General features: G+C 73.6%; 18 protein-coding genes. 9 read left to right on the forward strand and 9 right to left on the reverse strand.

All coding sequences use genetic code 11. The annotated features are described in order from the left end of the window. Positions 1-48: 48 nt before the first annotated feature. Entirely contained in the window at positions 49-2,004 is a 1,956-nt protein-coding gene (locus AMIR_RS16080) for a cellulase family glycosylhydrolase (RefSeq protein WP_084798901.1), read from the forward strand. A 54-nt stretch (positions 2,005-2,058) separates the two neighbouring features. On the opposite strand, the gene AMIR_RS16085 is transcribed toward AMIR_RS16080, so the two are convergent. Further along, positions 2,059-2,256, reverse strand: a complete 198-nt coding sequence (locus tag AMIR_RS16085) for a serine protease inhibitor (protein WP_222840734.1) — start codon at positions 2,254-2,256, stop codon at positions 2,059-2,061. Positions 2,257-2,409: 153 nt separating this feature from the next. Here AMIR_RS16085 and AMIR_RS16090 point away from each other — a divergent pair, with 153 nt between their 5' ends. From AMIR_RS16090 to AMIR_RS16120, 7 genes are all read left to right on the forward strand, one after another. After that, positions 2,410-3,585 carry a sensor histidine kinase gene (locus AMIR_RS16090; RefSeq protein WP_015802015.1) on the forward strand — a complete coding sequence of 392 codons (1,176 nt, stop codon included), beginning with the start codon at positions 2,410-2,412 and terminating at the stop codon, positions 3,583-3,585. Beyond that, positions 3,582-4,208 (forward strand): response regulator, encoded by a 627-nt coding sequence (locus AMIR_RS16095; RefSeq protein WP_015802016.1) that lies wholly within the window; start codon positions 3,582-3,584, stop codon positions 4,206-4,208. Before AMIR_RS16090 ends, AMIR_RS16095 begins: the two co-directional genes overlap by 4 nt. Before the next feature lie 290 nt (positions 4,209-4,498). Continuing rightward, on the forward strand, positions 4,499-5,119 hold the full coding sequence (locus tag AMIR_RS16100) for a DUF4956 domain-containing protein (RefSeq protein WP_015802017.1): 621 nt from the start codon (positions 4,499-4,501) through the stop codon (positions 5,117-5,119). Next, entirely contained in the window at positions 5,116-5,961 is an 846-nt protein-coding gene (locus AMIR_RS16105) for a polyphosphate polymerase domain-containing protein (protein ID WP_015802018.1), read from the forward strand. The genes AMIR_RS16100 and AMIR_RS16105 overlap by 4 nt, the downstream gene beginning before the upstream one ends. Continuing rightward, positions 5,952-7,973: a CotH kinase family protein gene (locus tag AMIR_RS16110; protein WP_015802019.1), complete on the forward strand. Its 2,022-nt coding sequence runs from the start codon at positions 5,952-5,954 to the stop codon at positions 7,971-7,973. Before AMIR_RS16105 ends, AMIR_RS16110 begins: the two co-directional genes overlap by 10 nt. A gap of 347 nt (positions 7,974-8,320) precedes the next feature. Continuing rightward, a complete protein-coding gene (locus AMIR_RS16115) occupies positions 8,321-8,872 on the forward strand; it encodes a VanZ family protein (protein WP_015802020.1) in 552 nt (183 codons plus the stop codon). Positions 8,873-8,874: 2 nt separating this feature from the next. Next, on the forward strand, positions 8,875-10,005 hold the full coding sequence (locus AMIR_RS16120; protein WP_143760746.1) for a glycosyltransferase 87 family protein: 1,131 nt from the start codon (positions 8,875-8,877) through the stop codon (positions 10,003-10,005). 14 nt (positions 10,006-10,019) lie between these two features. Here the strand turns inward: AMIR_RS16120 and AMIR_RS16125 are convergent, their stop codons facing one another. Continuing rightward, complete coding sequence (locus AMIR_RS16125; RefSeq protein WP_015802022.1) at positions 10,020-10,742, reverse strand: SDR family NAD(P)-dependent oxidoreductase; 723 nt, start codon at positions 10,740-10,742, stop codon at positions 10,020-10,022. Further along, positions 10,739-11,776: an aldo/keto reductase gene (locus AMIR_RS16130; RefSeq protein WP_015802023.1), complete on the reverse strand. Its 1,038-nt coding sequence runs from the start codon at positions 11,774-11,776 to the stop codon at positions 10,739-10,741. The genes AMIR_RS16125 and AMIR_RS16130 overlap by 4 nt, the downstream gene beginning before the upstream one ends. A gap of 120 nt (positions 11,777-11,896) precedes the next feature. On the opposite strand from AMIR_RS16130, the gene AMIR_RS16135 reads away from it, so the two are divergent. Continuing rightward, a complete protein-coding gene (locus AMIR_RS16135) occupies positions 11,897-12,730 on the forward strand; it encodes a helix-turn-helix domain-containing protein (protein WP_015802024.1) in 834 nt (277 codons plus the stop codon). Positions 12,731-12,785: 55 nt separating this feature from the next. On the opposite strand, the gene AMIR_RS16140 is transcribed toward AMIR_RS16135, so the two are convergent. From AMIR_RS16140 to AMIR_RS16165, 6 genes are all read right to left on the reverse strand, one after another. Then, complete coding sequence (locus AMIR_RS16140; RefSeq protein WP_015802025.1) at positions 12,786-15,350, reverse strand: sensor histidine kinase; 2,565 nt, start codon at positions 15,348-15,350, stop codon at positions 12,786-12,788. Positions 15,351-15,423: 73 nt separating this feature from the next. Then, positions 15,424-15,966 (reverse strand): potassium-transporting ATPase subunit C, encoded by a 543-nt coding sequence (locus AMIR_RS16145; RefSeq protein ID WP_041837872.1) that lies wholly within the window; start codon positions 15,964-15,966, stop codon positions 15,424-15,426. Between the two features lie 5 nt (positions 15,967-15,971). Next, the gene (gene kdpB / locus AMIR_RS16150; protein WP_015802027.1) at positions 15,972-18,014 is read right to left on the reverse strand and encodes a potassium-transporting ATPase subunit KdpB; all 2,043 of its coding nucleotides are present in this window, start codon (positions 18,012-18,014) and stop codon (positions 15,972-15,974) included. Further along, positions 18,011-19,633 (reverse strand): potassium-transporting ATPase subunit KdpA, encoded by a 1,623-nt coding sequence (kdpA, locus tag AMIR_RS16155; protein WP_015802028.1) that lies wholly within the window; start codon positions 19,631-19,633, stop codon positions 18,011-18,013. The genes kdpB and kdpA overlap by 4 nt, the downstream gene beginning before the upstream one ends. Next, a complete protein-coding gene (gene kdpF / locus AMIR_RS16160) occupies positions 19,633-19,734 on the reverse strand; it encodes a K(+)-transporting ATPase subunit F (RefSeq protein WP_015802029.1) in 102 nt (33 codons plus the stop codon). Before kdpF ends, kdpA begins: the two co-directional genes overlap by 1 nt. Positions 19,735-20,618: 884 nt before the next feature. Beyond that, the gene (locus AMIR_RS16165) at positions 20,619-22,604 is read right to left on the reverse strand and encodes an APC family permease (RefSeq protein WP_015802030.1); all 1,986 of its coding nucleotides are present in this window, start codon (positions 22,602-22,604) and stop codon (positions 20,619-20,621) included. Positions 22,605-22,886 lie beyond the last annotated feature (282 nt).

Raw genomic sequence — 22,886 nt, forward strand, 5'->3', positions numbered from 1 at the left:
TCTGGGAGCGCTCCCAGAACCTCCCCCACGTCACCCGAACCCCGGAGGATGACAGTGCTGTCACCCACCCACGGGCGCGGACGGCGGTGGCTGGCCGCGCTCGCGGCCGTCCCGCTGGTCGCCGCCACCCTCGCGGCCTCCGCGCTCGCCCCGCCCGCCGCCTCCGCCGCACCGCCCGCCAAGGACTGGCTGCACGTCCAGGGCAACCGGATCGTCGACGCGGCGGGCAACCGCGTCCAGCTCACCGGAGCCAACTGGTTCGGCTTCAACGCCACCGAGCGCGTCTTCCACGGCCTGTGGTCGGCCAACATCACCGAGATCACCAAGGCGATGGCCGATCGTGGCGTCAACCTGGTGCGCGTGCCCGTGTCCACCCAGCTGCTGCAGGAGTGGAAGGAGGGCAGGACCGTCGCCAAGCCGAACATCAACGACTACGCGAACCCCGAGCTGGCGGGGATGAACAACCTCCAGATCTTCGACTTCTGGCTGCGGCTGTGCGAGCGGTTCGGGCTCAAGGTGCTGCTGGACGTGCACAGCGCCGAGGCCGACAACTCCGGCCACGTGCACCCCGTCTGGTACAAGGGCTCGGTCACGCCGGAGGTGTTCTACTCCACCTGGGAGTGGGTCACCGCGCGGTACGAGGACAACGACACGATCATCGCCGTCGACGTCAAGAACGAGCCCCACGGCGGTCCCGGCGACTCGCCGCGCGCCAAGTGGGACGGCTCGACCGACGTCGACAACTGGAAGCACACCTGCGAGACCGCGGGCCGCCGCATCCTCGCGATCAACCCCGAACTGCTGGTGCTGTGCGAGGGCAACGAGGTCTACCCGCGCCCCGGCAAGGGCTGGGACGCGCCGGACACCAACCCCGACCGCACGCCCAACTACTTCCACACCTGGTGGGGCGGCAACCTGCGCGGCGTCGCCGAGCACCCGGTGAACCTGGGCGCGAACCAGGACCAGCTCGTCTACTCCCCGCACGACTACGGCCCCCTGGTGTTCAACCAGCCGTGGTTCGACAAGCCGTTCACCAAGGAGTCGCTGATCACCGACGTGTGGCGGCCCAACTGGCTGTACCTGCACGAGCAGGGCGCCGCGCCGCTGCTGATCGGCGAGTGGGGCGGGCGGCTCGGCGAGGACGAGCGGCAGGACCGGTGGATGGCCGCGCTGCGCGACCTGATCGTGGAGGAGGGGCTGCACCAGACGTTCTGGGCGCTCAACCCGAACTCCGGCGACACCGGCGGGCTGCTGCTCGACGACTGGAAGACCTGGGACGCGGCCAAGTACGCGCTGCTCAAGCCCGCGCTGTGGCAGCACGCAGGCAAGTTCGTGAGCCTGGACCACCAGGTGCCGCTCGGCGGCGAGGGCTCCACCACCGGCATCAGCCTCGCCCAGCGCTACGGCGACGGCGGCGGCCCCGGCGACACCGCGGCCCCGACCGCGCCGACCGGGCTGGCGATCGGCACGACCACCGCCTCGTCGGTCGCGCTGAGCTGGCAGGCCGCGACCGACGACGTCGGCGTCACCGGGTACGACGTGTACCGGGGCGGCGCGAAGGTCGGCACGAGCGCCACGACCTCCTACGTGGACACCGGGCTCAGCGGCGGCACCACCTACAGCTACTCGGTGCGGGCCAGGGACGCGGCGGGCAACACCTCGGCGGCCTCGGCCTCCCGCAGCGCGACGACCCCGCCGGGCGGTGGTGGCGGTGACGCCGGGTGCGCGGCGGTGCTGCGCGTGGTCAACAGCTGGCAGGGCGGCTACCAGGGGGAGGTCACCGTGACCAACTCCGGGACGGCGGCCACGCGGGGCTGGAAGGTCGCGCTGACGACCGCGTCCGGCACCACGATCTCCAGCGTGTGGAACGGGACCTACGCCTCGGGGACGGTCGTGAACGCCGCGCACAACGGCGCGCTGGCCCCGGCGGGCAGCACCACGTTCGGGCTGACCGGGACGGGGCAGGCGACCGGGGTGACGATCACCGGCTGCACGGCTTCCTGACCGGTCCCCGGTGCGGTCGGGGTGGGATCCCCGGCCGCACCGGGGAACGCCGCCTCACCCGACCCTGGGCACCTCGGCCACCCGGCCGTCGGCGGTGACGAACACGCGCACGCGGTCCTCCCGGTAGTCCATGGTCACGAACGAGCCCTCCGGCACCACCACGACCTCGCGGCCGGGGAGCTCGGCCCTGATCGAGGCGACCACCTGGTCCGCCGACGCGCCCACCAGCTCCGGCCACTCGCTCTTGCCCACCGCGCCACCCCTCTCCGAGAACACCGACGATCACCGGAGCACCCAGTCTGCTCCACGCCCGAGCCGCGCGCAGCGGGCATCGGCCGATCGGCCGACCCCGTCCGGCCGCGGGGCCGACGTGCGCGCGGGGGCGCGTGCGCGAGGATCGTGCGCGTGCCGGGAGTCGTGAAGTGGTGGCCGCTCGTCGTGGTGTCGGGCCTGCTGGCCGCGCAGGCGTGGGTCGGGTGGCCGCTGGGCCTGCGCGGCGCGCTCGTGCTGTGCCTCCTCGCCGCGGTGTGCGCGGCGGCGCTCCTCGCGTCGCGGTGGCCCGCGCCCGCCACGGCGGTGGCGCTGGGGGCCTCGTTCGCGGTCACCGGGATCTTCGCCGGGTTCACCCGCGCCCTCCTGCTGCCCGGCGCGGGGGTGGCCGGCGTGGACGGGTTCGAGTGGCCGCTCGGGCCGCTGACCTTCCCGGAGACGGTCGCGTTCGCCGTGCTGCTCGCCTCGGTGGTCCGGGTCGCGCGTCCGCGCGTCGCGGCGGGGTGCGTCGCGGCCCTGGCGCTGCTGCTCGCGCACGCGCTCAGGGTGCGCGGGGTCGAGGGGGTGTTCGAACGCCTGCCGGACGGCTCGGTGCGCCCCTTCGCGGGCGGGTGGGCGGTGATCGGGCTGCTGCTGGCGCTGGCCGTGCTCGTCGGGCTGCTGCTGCGCTCGCACGACCGGGAGCGCGCCGTCGCGCTGGAGCGGGTGCGGGTGGAGGAGCGCCTGGACATCGCGCGCGAGCTGCACGACGTGGTGGCGCACCACGTGACCGGGATGCTGGTGCAGGCGCAGGCCGCGCTCGTGGTGGGGGAGCGGGACCCGGACGCCGCGCGGCGCGCGCTGCCCGCCATCGTGGACGGCGGGACGGACGCGGTCGGCGCGATGCGCAGGCTCGTGGGGGCGTTGCGCGGCAAGGAGGACGCGGCGACCGCCGACCTGGAGGCCGACCTGCGGGCGCTGGTGGGGCGGGCGCGCGAGTCCGGGCTGCCGGTGCGGGTGGCGGTCGAGCTGCCCGCGCCCGTGCCGCCGGAGCTGGGGCGGTCGGTGCTGCGCCTGGTGCAGGAGGGGCTGACCAACGTGCGCAAGCACGCCCGCGACCCCGGCGAGGTGGTGGTGGAGGTGGTGCGCGAGCCGACGGTCGTCACGGTGTCCGTCGTGGACTGCGGGGAGCCGGCTTCCTTCGGCAGGGGCGGTTTCGGGATCGTGGGGATGCGCGAGCGGGTGGAGCTGCTCGGCGGGCGGTTCCACGCCGGGCCCACGCCCGGCGGCTGGGTCGTGTCGGCCGAGCTGCCCCTGGTGGTGCGGGCGTGATCAGCGTGCTGGTCGCGGACGACCACGAGATGGTGCGCGCCGGGTTCCGGATGATCCTGGACGCGCAGGACGACATCACCGTCGTGGCCGACGTCGCGGACGGGGAGGCGGCGGTGCGGCGGGCGCGCGAGCTGCGGCCGGACGTGTGCCTGGTGGACATCAGGATGCCGGGGCTGGACGGGCTGCGGGTGACCGAGCTGCTGGCGCCGCAGGCGAAGGTGGTCGTGGTGACCACGTTCGACACCGACGAGAACCTGCACCGGGCGCTGGAGAACGGGGCGAGCGGGTTCCTCACCAAGGACGCCGGGCCCGCGCTGCTGGTGGAGTCGGTGCGGGCCGCGGCGCGCGGGGACGTGCTGATCTCGCCGGACGTGACGCTGCGGGTGCTGCGCAGCTGGACCAGGCCCTCGGCCTCGGTGGACGTCGGGCTGCTCACGCCGCGCGAGCGGGACGTGGTGCGGGAGGTGGCGCGCGGGCTGGGCAACCGGGAGATCGGGGACGCGCTGCACCTGTCGCTGTCCACGGTCAAGACGCACCTGGCGGCGGCGCAGGGCAAGACCGGGGCGCGGAACCGGGTGGAGCTGGCGGCCTGGGCGTTCCGGGCCCGGCTGGTCGAGCCCTGATCGTCGTGCCGTCCTCCGCGTCAACCGCCGAATGCGCTCGAAACTTTCGAAAGTTTTAGCATGATCGACGAATGGTTCGTGCTTCGGCGCACCATGGTCCTGTCGGCCTAAGATCCTTCTATCACGGCGGTGTGCTGCGCCTTTTGATACGCGGCAGCAGTTTCGCGTTCATTGACGGGACACCTCAGCGCGCCCTATCGTTTCCGCCAGATGTCGAAAGTTTCCATGAATAATCGAAACTTTAGCGACCGCCCCGCGGACCCGGCAGCGGCTCAGGAGGAGCGCACGAGATGCCACGACTGATCCTGTTCACCATCGACCTCTGCGCGGTGGCGCTGCTCGTCTTCGGGCTGTACTTCCCGCGCTACCGCCGCCGCGACCTGGTCGTCGCCTACCTGGGCGTCAACATCGGCGTGCTCGCCGTGGCCAGCGCGCTCAGCTCCAGCGACGTCGGCGCGGGGCTGGGCCTGGGCATGGCGCTGTTCGGCGTGCTGTCCATCATCCGCCTGCGCTCCACCGAGCTGGACCAGCACGAGGTCGCCTACTACTTCTGCGCGCTGGCGCTGGGCATCCTCGGCGCGCTCGGCACCACCTCGGCCTGGCTCAACGGCGGGCTGATGGCGCTCATCGTCGCCGTCATGTTCCTCGCCGACCACCGGCGGCTGTTCCGCGGCTACCGGCACCAGGTGCTCGTCCTGGACTCGGCGTTCACCGACCGCGCCGCGCTCGTCTCCCACCTGGAGCGGCTGCTGCGCGCGCGGGTGCACACCGTGTTCGTGCAGCGGCTCGACCTGGTCAACGAGACCACGGTGGTGGACGTGCGCTACGCGGTGACCGAGCCGGAGTCCGCTTCCGAGCCCGCTTCCGGGTCCGCCGCCGGTCTCGCCGCCGGGGCTGGGGTGCGCCGGTGACCGCCCCGTCCCTGGCGGGCGCGCTCGCCCGGCTCGCCCCGGTCGGGCTCGCCGAGCTGGTCGACCGCGCGGCGCTCCAGACCAGGGTCGACCGCAAGTACCTCGTCCCCTCGGCGGCGCTGCCGCGCCTGCTGGAGCGGTTCGCCGCCGACGCCAGGGTCCTCGACGTCGACGGCGCGCGCTCGTTCCGCTACCAGTCGGTGTACTTCGACACGCCGGGGCTGCTCAGCTACCACCGCGCGGCGCACCGCAGGCGCAGGCGGTTCAAGGTCCGCACCCGCACCTACCTGGACTCCGCGCAGTGCTGGCTGGAGGTCAAGGTCAGCGGCGCGCGCGGCAGCACCACCAAGCACCGCCTGCCGTACCGCCCCGGCGACCGCGACGCCGTGCGTCCCGGCCGGGACTTCGTCGACGAGGCGCTGGCCCGCGAGTCGTTCGACCTGCGCGAGGGCGCCGCGCTCGACCCGGTCCTGGTCACCGACTACGACCGCGCCACCCTGCTGCTGCCCGGCGGGGCCAGCCGCGTCACCGTCGACACCGGGCTGCGCTGGCGCGCCGCCGGGCGCGAGCTGCGGCTGCCGGGGCTCGCCGTGGTCGAGACGAAGACCGCGTCGGCCGCGACCGCCGTCGACCGCGCGCTGTGGCAGGAGGGCACCCGCCCGGCGCGGATCTCCAAGTACGCCACCGGGTTGGCCGCGCTGCGCGTGGACCTGCCCGCCGCGCCGTGGCGCAGGACCCTGCGCCGCCACTTCCAGGCCGCGCCCACCGATCACACCCCGACCACCGACCACGCCGCGACCACCGATCACGCCGAAGTCGAACAGGAGGCATCGTGCGCGTGACCTCCCGTGGCAGCGCCGCCACGGCCACCGCCCGCACCACCACCGCGCTCGTGCTGCTCACCGCACTCGCACTCCCGCACCCCGCCACCGCCGCGCCACTCACCGGGGCCGGCGCCCCCGCACCCCCCGCCGCCGCACCCCCGCCCGCGCCCGCCACCTCCTCGACCGCGGCCGAGGACCTGGTCGGCGACGTGGTGTTCTCCACGCCCAGCGGCACTTTCCAGAGTCAGGTGTCGGTGTCGCTGTCGACCCCGGTCGCGGGCGCCCAGCTGCGCTACACCACCGACGGCGCCCTCCCCACCGCGCAGTCCCCGCTGTACCAGGGAACCCCGCTGCGCTTCACCCGCACCACCCAGCTGCGCGCGCGGCCCTTCACCGGCGCGACCGCCTCCGGCGCCACGGGAACGGCCATGTACGTCGCCCGCGACACCGCCACCGCCCACGACCTGCCGGTGGTCCTGGTCGACACCTACGGCGCGGGCAAACCCGGCCGGGAGTACCTCGACTCCACCACCATGGTCTTCCAGCCGGGCGCAGGCGGCACGACCTCGCTCGCGTCCGCCCCCGCCGTCGCCACCCGCGCCGGGGCCAAGCTGCGCGGCCAGTCCTCGGCCTCGTTCGACAAGACCCCGTACCGCCTGGAGTTCCACGACAACGCGGGCGACGACGCCGACCACCCGGTGCTCGGGATGCCCGCCGACTCGGACTGGGTGCTGCGCGGCCCGTTCCCGGACAAGTCGCTGGTCCGCGAGGCCCTGGTCTACGACCTCGGCCGGGAGCTGGGGCTGAAGGCCCCGCGCCACGCGTTCGCCGAGCTGTACGTCAACACCGACGCCGGACCGGTCGGGGCGAACGACTACCAGGGCGTCTACATGATCGTGGAGACGATCAAGAACACCAAGAACCGGCTGGACCTCAAGAAGCTCAAGGAGGAAGACACCACCACGCCCCGGATCCAGGGCGGGTACATCTGGAAGTTCGAGTGGATGGCCGCCGAGGAGCCCACGCTGCCCTGCACCGGGAACGCGTGCTGGAGCTACCTGGAGCTGGTCGACCCGTCCTCGCCGAACCCCGCCCAGAAGGACTGGTTGCGCGCGCACCTGAAGGCGTTCAACGACGTCCTGCGCGCGCCGAACTCCGCCGACCCCGCCACCGGGTACCGGGCGTACCTCGACGTGCCCTCGTTCGTCGACCACCTGATCGTCAACGAGGTCAGCCGCAACATGGACGCCTACGTCCGCAGCTCCTACTTCCACAAGGACCGCGACGGCAAGATCGTCGCCGGGCCGCTGTGGGACTTCGACCTCAGCTTCGGCGTGGGCGGCTACTTCCAGAACGACCAGGTCGCGGGCTGGCAGCACCAGCAGACCCGCCAGCCGATGCCGAACGACTGGTTCCCGCAGCTGCTGCGCGACCCGGCGTTCGTGGCGCAGGTCAAGGCCCGCTGGCAGGAGCTGCGCCGGGGCCCGCTCGCGGACTCCGCGCTGCAGGGCCGGATCGACGCCCTGACGCGCCCGCTCGCGAACGGCGCGGCGCGCAACTTCCAGCGGTGGCCCAACCTGACCGCGCCCACCGTCGGCTTCTTCGTCACGCCGACCGCGCCCACCTGGCAGGGGCAGGTGCAGCACGTGCGGGACTGGCTGCTGCGCCGGGTCGCCTGGCTGGACTCCTCCGCCGGGTGGGGCGGCGGCACGGACAACCCGCCGGGCGGGGCCGGGTGCACGGCGACCTACTCGGTGACCAACCAGTGGCAGGGCGGGTTCCAGGCCGAGGTCAGGGTGACCGCGGGGAGCGCGCCGATCAGCTCGTGGGCGGTGACGTGGACGGCGGGCGCCGGCGAGTCGGTCACCCAGTCCTGGAACGCGACCGTGACCGCCCAGGGCGGCTCGGTGACCGCCAGGAACGCCGCGCACAACGGCGCGGTGGCGGCCGGGGGCAGCACCACCTTCGGGTTCCTCGGGACCGCGCCCGGCACGCCGGGGAAACCGGTGCTCGGCTGCACGAGCGGCTGACGCCCCACGCCCGGTAGCGGGCAGCGGCAGCGGGCTCCGGCAGCGGGCTCCGGCAGCGGTTCCCCCTCCCGGCCCCGGCGGTGTTCGCACCGCCGGGGCCCCTGCGCGTCCGGGCCGCCGCACCGCCGAGGCCCTTCACACCCCGGCCATCGCCCCGCCGCACCGCCGGGCCCTTCACGCCCTGGCCGCCGCCCTCCGCCCCGCCGCCCTCCGCCCCGCTGCCTCCGCTCCCCGTCCTCGGCCGATCGGCCGAGGCGGAATCGGCCCCGCAGCGCGCTTTCCCGGCCCCGCGACCGATCCGGCGCGACCCCCTCCGGCGTGATGATCGTCCACATCGGAGGAGAGGGGTGGGCGACGTGATGGGGTCGCTGGGTGGTCTGGTGGACAGCGCGCTGTACCTGCTGCGCACGCCGTCGATGGCGGTCGGGATCGTGGTGGGTCCGGTGCTGCTCGCGGCCATCGGGTGGTGGGTCGCGCGGCGGTGGGGGTGGCGGCGGGCGCCGGGCGCGCTCGCCGGGCTCGGGGTCGGGCTCGTGCTCGGGGTGACGCTGTCCAGGCAGGTGCCGGAGTGGGCGTCGATCTACAGCGGGAGCGAGCACGCGGAGTTCTGCACCGTCAGGGGGTTCTCGTTCGACCTCGGCAACGAGATGCTGAACGTGCTGCTGTTCGCGCCCGCCGCGTTCTTCGCGGTGCTGGCCACCGGCGCGGCGTGGCAGGTGCTCGGGGCGGCGATCGGGCTGAGCGCGGTGATCGAGCTGGTGCAGCCGCTCACCGAGCGCGGCATCTGCGAGACCCAGGACCTGCTGAACAACTCCCTCGGCGCGGCGATCGCGGTCGGGCTCGGGGCGTTGGTCCTGGCGGGGGAGCGGGCCGCGCGGCGGTCCGGGGCTCCGGTGTGAGCGTGCGGAACGCCCTGGCCCGCAAGGGGATCACGGCCGGACGGGTGTGGGCGGGGTGCGCGGCGGTCGTGGTCGTCGTCTTCCTCTGGCGCGGGGTGAGCGCCTCGCTGCTGGACCTGCGGGTCTACCTGACCGGCGGGCGGGTGTGGCTGGACGGCGGGGAGCTGTACGGGGCCGCGTTCCCCGGTCCGCACGGGCTGCCGTTCACCTACCCGCCGTTCGCCGCCGCGCTGTTCGCGCCGCTCGTGCTGCCGCCGTGGCCGGTGGTCGTGGGGCTGTGGACCGCCGCCGGGGTCGCGCTGCTCGGGTGGGTGTGCGTGCTCGCGGCGGGGGAGCGGGAGCGCGGGCTGTGGCTGGCGTCCGCGTGCCTGCTGCTGGAACCGGTGCGCGGGACCCTGGAGCTGGGGCAGGTGAACCTGCTGCTGCTCGCCCTCGTGGCGGCGGACTGCCTGCTGCCGCGCCCGCCGTGGCCGCGCGGGCTGCTGCTCGGGATCGCCGCGTCGGTCAAGCTCACGCCCGCGATCTTCGTGCTGTTCCTGCTGTCCCGCAAGGACTTCCGGGCCGCGCTGACGGCGGCGGCGACCTTCGCCGGGTGCGCCGTGCTGGGCTGGTCCCTCGCGCCGCGCGACTCGGTGGTGTTCTGGACCTCCGCCGTGGTCGACCCGGACCGCGTGGGCGGGCTGCCCTACGCGGGCAACCAGTCGGCCAAGGGCGTGCTGGTGCGGCTCGGGCTCGACGGGCCGCTGTGGTTCGCGGCGTGCGCGGTGGTGCTGGCGCTGCTGGTCGTCGTGCTGCGAGGGGTGCGCGACGACCTCACCGCCGTGGTGGCCACGGCCGCCGCCGGGGTGCTGGTGTCACCGGTGTCCTGGTCGCACCACTGGGTGTGGGCCGCGCCCGCGCTGCTCCTGCTGCACGGCCGCGCCCGACTCGTGGTCGGGGCGGTGCTGCTGGTGGGGCCGCACTGGCTGCTGCCCAGGACCGGGGACGTGGAGCTGGCCTGGGCGTGGTGGCAGCACCTCGTGGGCGACGCCTACGCGCTGCTGGGACTGGGCTTCCTGGTGGCGCTGGCGCGGCGGGAGCTGCGGCGCGCGGCCCACCCGCCGGTCGGGGCGGCCGTCCCGACCGGCGGGTGAGCGCCAGCCGAGCGCTACCCGAGCGGCGGGAACCGGCCGTCCGGGCGGTCGCGCGCGGTGTGCGAGCGCCACAGCTCCTCCGCCACGTCGGCGGGGTCCAGCTCCGGGAAGTCCACGTCCGGGTCGATCGCGCCGGACCGCAGCGCGGCGTGCACGGCGCTCCCGGTGATCATCCCGCCGATCTGGAGCGTGGCCACGTGCACGCCGTGCCGCGCCACCTCCGCCGCCAGGCTCTGCGCGTAGTTGCGGGTGGCCGCCATCGCCGGGCCGATGCCGCTCAGGTCGGGGGCGGGCTCGGTCGCGGACACGCTCTGGGCGATCAGGACGCTGCCGCCGCCGCGCAGCTCGTCCAGCACGGCCCGCACGAGCGCCACCGGGGTCAGGTAGTACAGGTCCACCAGCCTGCCCGCCGCCTGCGCGGTCAGCTCGGCTGCGGGGGTGAACCCGGCCAGGTCCAGCGGCGCGAACACCACCACGTCGATCCGGCCGAACCGGGCCCGGACCCGCTCGACCAGCTCCGGGACCTCGGCGGGGCGGGACAGGTCGGCGGTGAACGGCGCGGCCTCCACGCCCTCCCCGGCGAGCTGAGCGGCCAGCGCGGCGAGGCGGTCGCGGTTGCGCGCCACCAGGGCCACCCGGTAGCCCTCGCGCCCGAAGCGCCTGGCCACGGCCGGGCCGAGACCGGTGCCCACGCCCAGGACGAGGACGGTCCCGCGCGTTCCGCCAGGGGCGCTCATCGCGCCAGCTTCAGGTCGCCGCGCACGACGGCGCGGATGTGGTCGCTCGCCAGCAGGTCGTGCGGGTAGCCGAGCTCGATCCGGCTCACCTCGTCCAGGCGGGCCAGGTGCTCCGCCGTCAGCTCCACCTCCAGCGCGCCCAGGTTGTCCGCGAGCTGCGCCGGGGTCCGCGCGCCCAGGACCGGGGCGACCACGGCGGGGTTGCCCAAGGTCCAGGCCAGCGCCACCTGCGCCGGGCTGCGGCCCAGCTCACCGGCCACCCGGCCGACCTCCTCGGCGATCGCCAGGTTCCGCTCGGTCACCAGGCCCAGCGCGGCGTTGAAGCCCTCCCGCGCGCTGTCCGCCGCGCCGCCCCGCCCGTACTTGCCGGTCAGCAGCCCGCCCGCCAGCGGCGAGTACGGGGTCACGCCGAGGCCCATCGCGCGCGCCATCGGGATCAGGTCGCGCTCGGCCGCGCGGTTGGCCAGGTTGTACTCGACCTGCAGCGCCACCAGCGGGGACCAGCCGCGCAGGTCGGCGATCGCCTGCATCCGGGAGACCTCCCACGCGGGCGCGTTCGAGATCGCCGCGTGCAGCACCTTCCCCTGGCGCACCAGGTCGTCCAGCGCGCGCAGGACCTCCTCCACCGGGGTGGTGAAGTCCCACACGTGCAGGTGCAGCAGGTCCACGTGGTCGGTGCCCAGCCTGCGCAGGCTGCTCTCCAGCGACGCCACCACGCTCTTGCGGTGGTTGCCCGCCGAGTTCGGGTCGCCCGGCCTGCGCAGCGTCGTGTACTTCGTCGACAGGACCAGGCTTTCCCGCGTGCTGCGGGTGAACTCGCCCAGCCAGCGCTCGGAAGTGCCGTCGGTGTAGGTGTTCGCGGTGTCGATGAAGTTGCCGCCGCGCTCGACGTAGGCGTCGAACAGCTGCCGCGCGGCGTCCTTCTCGGCTCCCCAGCCGTGCTCGGCGCCGAACGTGGCCGTGCCGAGCGCGAGCGGGGAGACCCGCAGGCCGGAGCGGCCGAGCAGGCGGTAGGTGTCCAGGGTGAGCGGCATGTGACGTCTCCGGTGGTCGTGTTCCTCGTGCCGGGGACGAGTCTGCGCACGGCGGTCCGGCGCGGTAAGGGAGAGCGCTTCCTGGGAACAGCCTTCCCACCCTCCGCCGTTGAGGCGGGCATGACGACCTCCGCTGTGGACCGGAACCGCGAGCTGGCCGCCTTCCTGCGCAGCCGCAGGGAGCGCCTGGACCCCGGCGACTTCGGGCTGCCCGCGCGCGAGCGGGCCCGGCGCACCCCAGGGCTGCGCCGGGAGGAGGTCGCCGAGCTGGCCGGGGTGAGCGTGGACTACGTGGTGCGGCTGGAGCAGGCGCGCGGGCTGCGACCCTCGGTGGAGGTGGTGGAGGCGCTGGCCGGTGCGCTGCGGCTCGCGCCCGACGAGCGCACCTACCTGTTCGACCTGGCGCGGCGGCGGCCCCCCGAGCGCGGTGGGCTGACCACCGAGGCGGTCGCGCCGCTGGCCCGGCTGGTCGCCGACCTGTCGCCGCTGCCCGCGATGCTGCTCAACCACCGGTTCGACATCCTGGCCTGGAACCCGGAGCTGGCCGCGCTGCTGGTGGACGTCGACACCCTGCCGCCCGCCCGGCGCAACTCCATGTGGCTGTGCCTGATGCACCCCGAGGTGCGCGAGTTCTACGTCGACCGGGAGCGGGTGGTGCGGGAGGGCGTGGCGCACATGCGGGCGGCGTGGGCCGCGCACCCGGACGACGTGGCGCTGAGCGGGCTCATCGACGAGTTCACCGCGCGGAACCCGGAGTTCGCCAGGGTGTGGGCCGAGCGGGACGTGATGGCGACCGGCCGGGGCAGCAAGGCGTTGCGACACCCGGAGGTCGGGGTGCTGTCGGTGCAGTACGAGACGTTGAAGCCCTTGCAGGACCCCGATCAGCTGCTGGTGATCATGCGCGCCGCCGATCCCGCCAGCCAGGCGGCGTTCGACCGGTTGCGGGCGCGGTGACCCCGCCCCCGCACCGGGTCCGGCCTCACGCGCCTGCCCTTCACGCGCCTGTTCCTCAGGCGTCCGCCGCCCACGCGTCCGCCACCGGCAGCGAGATCACCATCGTCAGCCCGCCGCCCGGCGTGTCCTCGGCGCTGATCGCGCCGCCCATCGCGTCCACGAAACCCTTGGCCACGCTGAGCCCCAGCCCTACGCCCGGCGTGCTGTCCCGGTCGCCGAGCCGCTGGAACGGGGTGAACACCGCCCGCGCGGACTTCTCCGGCACGCCGCTGCCGTGGTCCACCACGCGCAGCTCCACCCGGTCGTCGTGCGCGCTGGCCCGCACCACCACCTCCGGCTCGTGCTCGGTGATCACCCCGTCGCCGTCCACGTCCACCACCCGCCGGGGCGCCATCCGGCCGTGCCGCAGCGCGTTGTCCACCACGTTGGCCACCACCCGCTCCAGCAGGCCGCTGTCCGCCAGCACCGGCGGCAGGTCCTCGGGCACCTCCACCGACACCGCCGCCCGCTCGTCCAGCCCGGACAGCGCCTGCGCGACCACCTCGTCGTAGGTCACCGGCCGCAGCAGCGGCGCGACCGCCCCGGTGGCCAGGCGGGAGGAGTCGAGCAGGTTGTCGATCAGCCCGGCCAGCCGGTCCGCCGACACCTCCACGGCCTCCAGCAGCTCGCCGGTGTCCTCTTCGGACAGCGCGAGCGCCGGGTCGCGCAGGCTGCCGATCGCGGCCTTGATGGACGTGAGCGGGGTGCGCAGGTCGTGGCCGACGGCCGACAGGATCGCGGTGCGCAGCTCGGTGGTCGCCGCCCGCCGCTGCGCGTCCGCCGTCTCGACCGCCATCCGCTGCTGCCGCAGCGCCAGCAGCGCCTGACCGGCCGCGGTCTCCAGCGCGCGCTGGTCGGCGGCGGGCAGCGGGCGCCCGCGCAGCGACAGGTGCACGTCCGCCGTGACTGGCACGTCCGCGTCGGCCTCGTCCGGCTCGTCGCACGGCCTGGGCCCCACGCACGCCACCCGCCGCCACCGCCCGTCCACCCGCTCCAGCATCGCCACGGACTCCATGCCGAAGTTCTCCCGCACCTTCTCCAGCAGCCGCACCAGCGGGTGCGGGCTGGTCAGCACGGTGCGCGCGTAGGAGGCGAGCAGCGCGGCCTCGGTGCGGGCGCGCGCGGCCTGCGCGGCCAGCCTGGCGGCCCGGTCGACCACCAGCGCCACCAGCACCGCCACGGTCACCATCACCACCAGCGTCAGCATGTTCTCCGGGGTGGCGATGGTGAGGCTGTAGAACGGCGGCGTGAAGAAGTAGTTCAGCAGCACCGCCCCCACCAGCGCGGCCACCACCGCCGGGCCCAGCCCGCCGACCAGCGCGACCACCACCGTGGCCAGGAAGAACCCGACCAGGTCGGTGGAGAAGTCCAGCTCCTCCTGCAGCGCCATGCCGATCCCGGTCACCAGCACCGGCAGCAGCAGCGCCAGCGACCAGCCGAGGACCTGGCGGGACGCGGTCAGCGGGTTGCGGTCGACCTTCCAGCGCGGGGCGCGGCGCGACTCGTCGTGGGTGACCATGTGCACGTCGATGCTGCCGGACTGCCCGATCACGGCCGCGCCGATGCCCTCGTCGAACACCCGTGCCAGGCGGGTGCGGCGCGAGGTGCCCAGCACGAGCTGGGTGGCGTTGACGCCGCGCGCGAACTCCAGCAGCGCGGCGGGCACGTCGTCGCCGACGACCATGTGGAACGTGGCCCCGACGTCCTCGGTGAGCTTGCGCAGCACCGCGATCGACTCGGGCGCGGAACCCGCGAGGCCGTCGCCGCGCATGGTGTGCACCACCAGCAGCTCCGCCCCGGCGCGGGCGGCGATGCGGCGGGCCCTGCGGATCAGGGTCTCGCTCTCCGCGCCGCCGGTCACCGCGACCACGACCCGCTCGCGGGCCTCCCAGGTGTCGGTGATGCGCTGCTCGGTGCGGTACCGCTGGAGCGCCACGTCCACCTGGTCGGCCACCCACAGCAGCGCCAGCTCGCGCAGCGCGGTCAGGTTCCCGACCCGGAAGTAGTTGCCCAGCGCGGCGTCGATCTTGTGCGCGGCGTAGACGTTGCCGTGCGCCAGGCGGCGGCGCAGCGCCTCCGGGGTCAGGTCGACCAGCTCCACCTGCTCGGCGCGGCGCACCACCTCGTCGGGGATGGTCTCGCGCTGCTCGACGCGGGTGATGCGGCGCACCACGTCGTTGAGCGACTCCAGGTGCTGGATGTTGAGCGTGGACAGCACGTCGATGCCGGCGTCCAGCAGCTCCTCGACGTCCTGCCAGCGCTTGGCGTTGCGGGAGCCGGGGGCGTTGGTGTGCGCCAGCTCGTCCACCACGGCGATCTCGGGCGCGCGGGCCAGCACCGCGTCCACGTCCATCTCGGTGATCGTGGTCCCCCGGTGCTGGACCTCCTTGCGGGGCAGCACCTCCAGGCCGTCGACCATGGTGGCGGTGCGCTCGCGGCCGTGCGTCTCGACCAGGGCGACGACGACGTCCGCGCCGCGCTCCCGGCGGCGGTGCGCCTCGCCGAGCATCGCGAAGGTCTTGCCGACGCCCGGCGCCGCGCCCAGGTAGATGCGCAGTTCGCCGCGCTTGCGCTTGTCCACGGTCCCGCCCGCTCCCGAGATCAGAGAAATGGGGAAGACCGGGGGCCGCCGCGAGGACGGCCCCCGGTCGGTCTCACTCCGCCGCGTCGACGGCCCGGTTGAGGGCGGTGACGTTGACGCCCGGCTCGCCCACGAACCCGAGCGAGCGGCCCACCGACGCCTCGGCGACCAGCGCCCGCACGGCGTCCTCCGACACCCCGCGCTCCCGCGCCACGCGCGGCACCTGGATCGCCGCGTACTCGGCGCTGATCAGCGGGTCCAGCCCGGAGGCCGAGGCGGTCACCGCGTCCTGCGGCACGGCGTCCTCCGCAACGCCCTCGCGCCGGGCGATCTCGGTGCGGCGCTCGGCGATCACCGCGTCGTAGTCGGCGTTGCGCTCGCCCTTGTTGGACCCGCCCGACGCGGGCAGCGTCGCCATCGACGGGCGCGGCTGGAACCAGCCGTCGCCCTCGCGCGGCGCCACGACCAGCTCGGTGCCGGTGGCCTCGGCGTTGGCGTGCAGGCCGGGCACCCGCGAGACGAGCCAGACGGCGGCGGGGTAGAGCACGCCGGTGATGACGGTCAGCACCAGCAGGACGCGCAGACCGGCCAGGGCCTGCTTCACGAACGCGTTCACGGAGTTCACCCGATTCCGGGGATGAGGCGGACGAGCAGGTCGATGAGCCAGATGCCGACGAACGGCGTGATGATGCCGCCGACGCCGTACACCAGCAGGTTGCGCCGCAGCAGCGAGCTCGCGCTGGAGGGCTTGTAGCGCACGCCGCGCAGCGCCAGCGGGATCAGCACCACGATGATCAGCGCGTTGAAGATGACCGCCGACAGGATCGCCGACTGCGGCGTGGCCAGGCCCATGACGTTGAGCTTGTCCAGCTGCGGGTGGATCGCGGCGAACATGGCGGGCAGGATCGCGAAGTACTTCGCCAGGTCGTTGGCGACCGAGAACGTCGTCAGCGCGCCCCGCGTGATCAGCAGCTGCTTGCCGATCTCCACGATCTCGATGAGCTTGGTGGGGTCGGAGTCCAGGTCCACCATGTTCCCGGCCTCCTTGGCGGCCGAGGTGCCGGTGTTCATGGCCACGCCCACGTCGGACTGGGCCAGCGCCGGCGCGTCGTTGGTGCCGTCGCCGGTCATCGCGACCAGCTTGCCGCCCTCCTGCTCCTTGCGGATCAGGGCCATCTTGTCCTCGGGCTTGGCCTCGGCGAGGTAGTCGTCGACCCCCGCCTCGGCCGCGATCGCCCTGGCGGTCAGCGGGTTGTCGCCGGTGACCATGACCGTGCGGATGCCCATGGCGCGCAGCTCGGCGAACCGCTCCTTCATGCCGGGCTTGACCACGTCGGACAGCCGGATCACGCCGAGCACCCGCTCGCCGTCGGCGACCACCAGCGGGGTGCCGCCGTCGCCGCTGATCTCGTCCACCGTGGACTTGACCGAGTCGGTGAGGGTGAACGCGGTCGCGGCGCCCTTGCGGACGCTGCGGCCGTCCAGGTCGATGCCGCTCATCCGGGTCTGGGCGGTGAACGGCACGAACTCGCCGGTCTTCTCCGCGTCGGTGGGCTCGGGGGAGCGGCCGTGCCCGGTCGCGCACAGCTCGACCACGCTGCGGCCCTCGGGGGTGCCGTCGGCCAGCGACGACAACCGGGCGGCGTCCACCAGCTCGTCCAGCGTGACGCCGGGCGCGGGGATCAGCTCGGTGGCGCGGCGGTTGCCCCAGGTGATGGTGCCGGTCTTGTCCAGCAGCAGCGTGTCCACGTCACCGGCCGCCTCGACGGCGCGGCCCGAGGTGGCCAGCACGTTGCGCTGCACCAGGCGGTCCATGCCCGCGATGCCGATCGCGGACAGCAGCGCGCCGATCGTGGTGGGGATCAGGCACACCAGCAGCGCGGTCAGCACGATCACCGACTGCTCGCCGCCGGAGTACACCGCGAACGGCTGGAGCGCGAGCACCGCGAGCAGGAAGATGATCGTGAGCGTGGACAGCAGGATCGTCAGCGCGATCTCGTTCGGCGTCTTCTGCCGCTGCGCGCCCTCGACCAGCGCGATCATCCGGTCCACGAACGTCTCGCCCGGCTTGCTGGTGACGCGCACGACGATCCGGTCCGACAGCACGGTGGTGCCGCCGGTGACCGCGCACCGGTCGCCGCCGGACTCGCGCACCACGGGCGCGGACTCGCCGGTGATCGCCGACTCGTCGACGGTGGCGATGCCCTCGACCACGTCGCCGTCGCCGGGGATCACCTCACCGGCCTCGACCACGACCAGGTCGCCGACCTTCAGCTCGGTGCCGGGCACGGTGCGGCCGTCGGTCAGGCGGGCCAGCGCGTCGGTCTTCGTCCTGCGCAGCGACTCGGCCTGCGCCTTGCCGCGCCCCTCGGCGACGGCCTCGGCGAGGTTGGCGAACAGGGCGGTGAACCACAGCCACAGCGCGACCGCGATCGTGAACGGGTTCGGGTCGGTGACGGCGAAGACCGTGACCAGGACCGAGCCCGCCCACACCACGAACATCACGGGGTTGCGCAGCTGGTGGCGGGGGTGGAGCTTGCGCAGCGCGTCCGGCAGGGACGTGAGCAGCTGGCGCGGGGCGAACACGCCCGACGGGACGGGCTTGGCCGGGGGCCGCGCGCCCGTGTCCTCGGGGGCGGGCCGGCGGGTGTCGGTGGTGGTCACAGCAGTGCCTCCGCGATGGGGCCGAGGGCGAGGGCGGGGACGAAGGTGAGGGCGGCGACGAGCACGATCGCGCCGACCAGCAGCGAGGCGAACAGCGGGCTGTCCGTGGGCAGCGTGCCCGCGGTCCGCGGGGCGCGCTTCTGCCGGGCGAGCGAACCGGCCAGGCACAGCACCGCGATGATCGGGACGAACCGGCCGAGCAACATGCAGACGCCGAGCGAGGACTGGAACCAGTCGCTGGTCACGGTGATGCCCGCGAACGCGCTGCCGTTGTTGTTCGAGGCCGACGCGTAGGCGTAGAGGATCTCGGACAGGCCGTGCTCGCCGGGGTTGTTCAGGTACCCGGCCGTCGACGGCAGCACCGCCGAGATCCCGGCGCCGACCAGCACCAGCGCGGGCATCGCCAGGATGGACAGCGCGGCGCAGGTCACCTCGCGGCGGCCCAGCTTCTTGCCCAGGTACTCCGGGGTGCGCCCGACCATCAGACCGGCCAGGAACATCGCGATGATCGCCATCACCAGGATGCTGTACAGGCCGGTGCCGACGCCGCCCGGCGTCATCTCGCCGAACAGCATGTTCAGCAGCGTCGCGCCGCCGCCCAGGCCGGTGAGGCTGTCGTGCATGGCGTTGACCGCGCCGGTGGAGGTGGCGGTGGTGGTGTTGGCGAACAGGGCGCTGCCGGGGACGCCGAACCGCAGCTCCTTGCCCTCCAGGGGGCGCAGGCCGTGCGCCTCGGCCGCCCAGATGACCGCGAGCATCGCGGTCCACAGCACGCCCATGACGCTGAGCAGCACGTAGCCCTGCTTGCGGTTGCCGACCAGGGTGCCGAAGGTGCGGGTGAGCGAGACCGGGATCAGCAGGATCAGGAAGATCTCGACCAGGTTCGACCAGCCGTTGGGGTTCTCGAACGGGTGGGCGGAGTTGGCGTTGAAGATGCCGCCGCCGTTGGTGCCGAGCTCCTTGATGGCCTCCTGCGAGGCGGCCGGGGCGATGGCGACCTGCTGGCCGTCCACGTCCACGCCCGCCTTCAGGCTCATCACGACGCCGGTCGCGACCAGCACGATGGCGAACACGAACGACACGGGCAGCAGGACGCGCAGGGTGCCCCTGGTGAGGTCGACCCAGAAGTTGCCGAGCCGGTCGGAGCCCTCGCGGGTGAAGCCGCGCACCAGCGCCACGGCGACGGCCATGCCGACCGCGCCGGAGACGAAGTTCTGCACGGTCAGCCCGGCCATCTGCACGGTGTGGCCGAGGACGGTCTCCGGGACGTAGGACTGCCAGTTCGTGTTGGCCACGAACGAGGCGGCGGTGTTGAACGCCATGCCGGGCGAGACCGCGCCCCGGTCGTGGTCGAACGGCAGCCAGGGCTGCACTCGCTGCATCAGGTACAGCAGGGCCACGCCGACGAGGGAGAAGCCGAGCACGCCCTGCGCGTAGGTGCCCCAGCGCTGCTGCGAGTCGGGGTCGACGCGGGCTGCGCGGTAGAGCAGGCGCTCGACCCTGGTGTGCTTGGCGTCGGTGTAGACGCGGGCCATGTAGTCGCCGAACGGCCGGTAGGCGGCGGCCAGCGCGGCGATGAGCAGGGCGACCTGGAGCAGGCCCGCCGTGGTCGAGGACATCAGAACTTCTCCGGCCTGATCAGCGCGACGAACAGGTACCCGATGAGCAGCAGGGCCAGCACGCCACCGACGGCGTTGGCCACGACTCCCGTGCCGCCCATCAGAGCCGCCCCAGTCCGCGAATGCCGAGGACGAGCAGTCCGAACACAGCGATGAGCAGCGACGCGTAGGCCAGGTCGGCCATGAGCGTGCTCCCTTCCCGACTCCGAGCGGCCCCCGTTCGTGGGGACCGCGACGCCAAAAGGGTGCAACGGGGAAAACGCCGTGAGCGGGGTGCTGACGGGTCTTTGACGGGGTGACCAGGCGGTTTTACGTTTCGTTGACGGGTGGGGTGATCTGCGCGTCAGTGCAGGTCACGAATGGGCTACTACTGTTTCCTGATCGTCATCACAAAAAGTGACGGCGGGGTGACGGGGGTTTGTGACGGGCGGGAGTCGGGGCGGAAGGAAAGCGCAAGTTCGGCGGGTGAGGGCTTGTCGCCGGGGTGCGCGCCCGGTTGGGATCGGGGCCTTCCGATCCGATCCTCCGAGGGAGAGCGCGATGCGCGACGTGTTCCACGACCGGCGGGACGCGCTGGTGCCGGACCTGGCCGCCGTGTGCGACCTGGCGCGGGGCGCCGCGCGGCACGGCGGCCAGGTGCTGCTCGCGACCCAGTCCCCCGCGCCGCGCGGCAGCGCGAGACCACAAACCGCTGCACCGCGCCTCCCACGCCGAAGCCCAGTTGGTGTGGCTCTTCGCGTTTGGTGAGTGCCCCGGTCCGTGCTGGCCGTGCTGCGCGGCGTTGAGGACGCCGTCGTCGACGCGGCGCTGCTCAGCGAGCACTGCGAGCGGTTCGCCGACCACGCCCGCGCGATCGGCCGCCGCAGCGCCCTGGAGCCCCCACCGGCCGGGAGCACCCCACCGGCCGGGAGCACCCCACCGGCTTGGACCACGCCACTGGCCTGGACCACGCTGCCTGCCTGGACCACCCCGCCGTCGTGCCCGCTCAGGCCCCCACGTGGATGCCCGGCCTGCGCTCCGGGTCGGACTCGTGCGCCCGGATGATCTCCCGCACCACCGGCGCCGTGTCGCCGCGCCCCACCAGCAGGTAGCGGAACAGGTGCCCCAGCGGGCTGCCCTCGCTCCACGCGAAGTGGCAGTGCGGGCGCACCCCGGTGCAGTCGCGCAGCGCCAGCAGTATCGCGGCGATCGCGTTCGGCGCCGCCGGGCTGTCCGCGCGCAGCACCCGGTGGCCGCCCACCTCCACGCCGCGCACCTCCAGCACGTCGCTGAAGTCCGACGGGTCCACCACGTCGATCTCCAGGAACAGCACGTCCGCCTGCCCCGGCACCGGGTTCACCCCGCGCTGCTCGGCCTCCTTGTCCGCGTACTCGGCCACGTCACCGGCCTGCCTGCGGTTCGCGATCACGGTCAGCGCGCCGTCGTGGGCGATCGAGTCGGTGATGAGCCTGCGCGCCGTCTCGTCGAACTCGATGTGCTCCACGCGCAGCTCGGTGGTGCGCGAGATCCGCGAGACCAGCGAGACGGCGATGATGCCGACGATGAACACGAACGAGATCGTGATGCCGTCCGGCTTCTCGATCACGTTCTCCACCAGCGCGTACACCAGGATCAGGGTCAGCACCGCGAACGCCGAGGCCGCGCCCCGCCGCCCGGCGCGCGCCACCGACAGGGTCACCGCCACCGACGCCGACACCATCATCGCCAGGATGCCGGTCGCGTACGCGCCGGCCTGGGCGTCCACGTCGGCCTGGAAGATCACCGTGATGCCGACGCAGATCACCGTGTAGACCAGCACGACCGGTCGGACGGCGCGCGTCCAGTCCGGGGCCATGCCGTACGCGGGCAGGTAGCGCGGCACGATGTTGATCAGCCCGGCCATCGCGGACGCGCCGGCGAACCACAGGATCAGCACGCTGCTGATGTCGTAGGCCGTGCCGACCCACTCGCCGAGCAGCTCGTGCGCCAGGTAGGCCAGCGCCCGCCCGTTGGCCTCGCCGCCGGGGCGGAACTGCTCGACCGGCACGAGCAGGGTGGTCACGAAGCTGGTGGCCACCAGGTACACCGACATGATCAGCGCGGCGGTGGTGAGCAGCTTGCGGGTGTTGCGGACGCGGTTCGCCAGGCGTTCGGCGTCGTCGGCGCCCTTCGCCTCGACCAGCGGCATCATGCTCACCCCGGTCTCGAACCCGGACAGGCCGAGCACGAGCAGCGGGAACGCCAGCAGGGCCGGGCCGACCACGCCCAGCACCCCGCCGCCGCCGGTGGAGGTCAGCGCCGCGAACCAGCCGTCCAGCACGTCCGGGTTCGCGATCACCTCCAGCACGCCGGCGACCACGACCACCGCGTTGAGCAGCAGGAACACCGCGACCAGCGGGATGGCCACGCTGACCGCCTCGGTGAAGCCCAGCAGGAACACCCCGCCCAGCACGAGCAGCAGCACCACGGTGACCAGCACCTCGTGCCCGTGCAGGAACGCGGGCGCGTGCGGGTTCTCCAGCGCGTGCACCGACGCGTCGGCCGCCGACAGGGTGATCGTGATGATCCACGAGGTGGCCACGAAACCCAGCAGCACCAGCACGAACAGCTTGCCGCGCCAGAACGGCAGCAGGTCCTCCAGCATCGCCACCGAGCCCTGCCCGTGCGGCGACTCGTGCGCCACCCGGCGGTACATCGGCAGCATCCCGAACAGGGTCAGCGCGACGATCAGCAGCGTCGCCAGCGGCGAGACCGCCCCGGCCGCCAGCGCCGCGATGCCCGGCAGGTAGGACAGGGTCGAGAAGTAGTCGACGCCGGTCAGGCACATGACCTTCCACCACGCCTGGGGCGTGCTGTGCTGGTCGGTGCCCGCGGGTCCCGCCGGTTGCACCCGGTGCTCCAGCAGCCAGCGCCCCACCCGGTTGGCGGGCGCGGCCGGGCGTACCGGGCTTTCCACCCTGGGTGGAACGGCGAAAACCGGTGTTTCGGACATTCGGGGTCTCTCCTCGATCACGTCGTCGGGCATGAGAAGTCAACGTCCCCGCGCGGCTCGGAGGAGTGAATATCGCGGCGTCCCGGCGTAAAAAAAGCATCAAAATCGCCGTGAGGTAGGCGTTCGGGGGAATGCGCGGGCGGGTTTCCGGAGCGTTTCGGGGGTGCTTCCGCCGGGTTCGAGAGCGGGCTGGGGCGGTCGGGTCAGGGCGGCGTCAATCCCGCCCGGCACGCCGTCAGGGACGCGTTCGCGCCGCTGTCGCCCCGGCCGGTTCGGGCGTGT

This window comes from Actinosynnema mirum DSM 43827, from assembly GCF_000023245.1.
Taxonomy (GTDB): Bacteria; Actinomycetota; Actinomycetes; order Mycobacteriales; family Pseudonocardiaceae; genus Actinosynnema; species Actinosynnema mirum.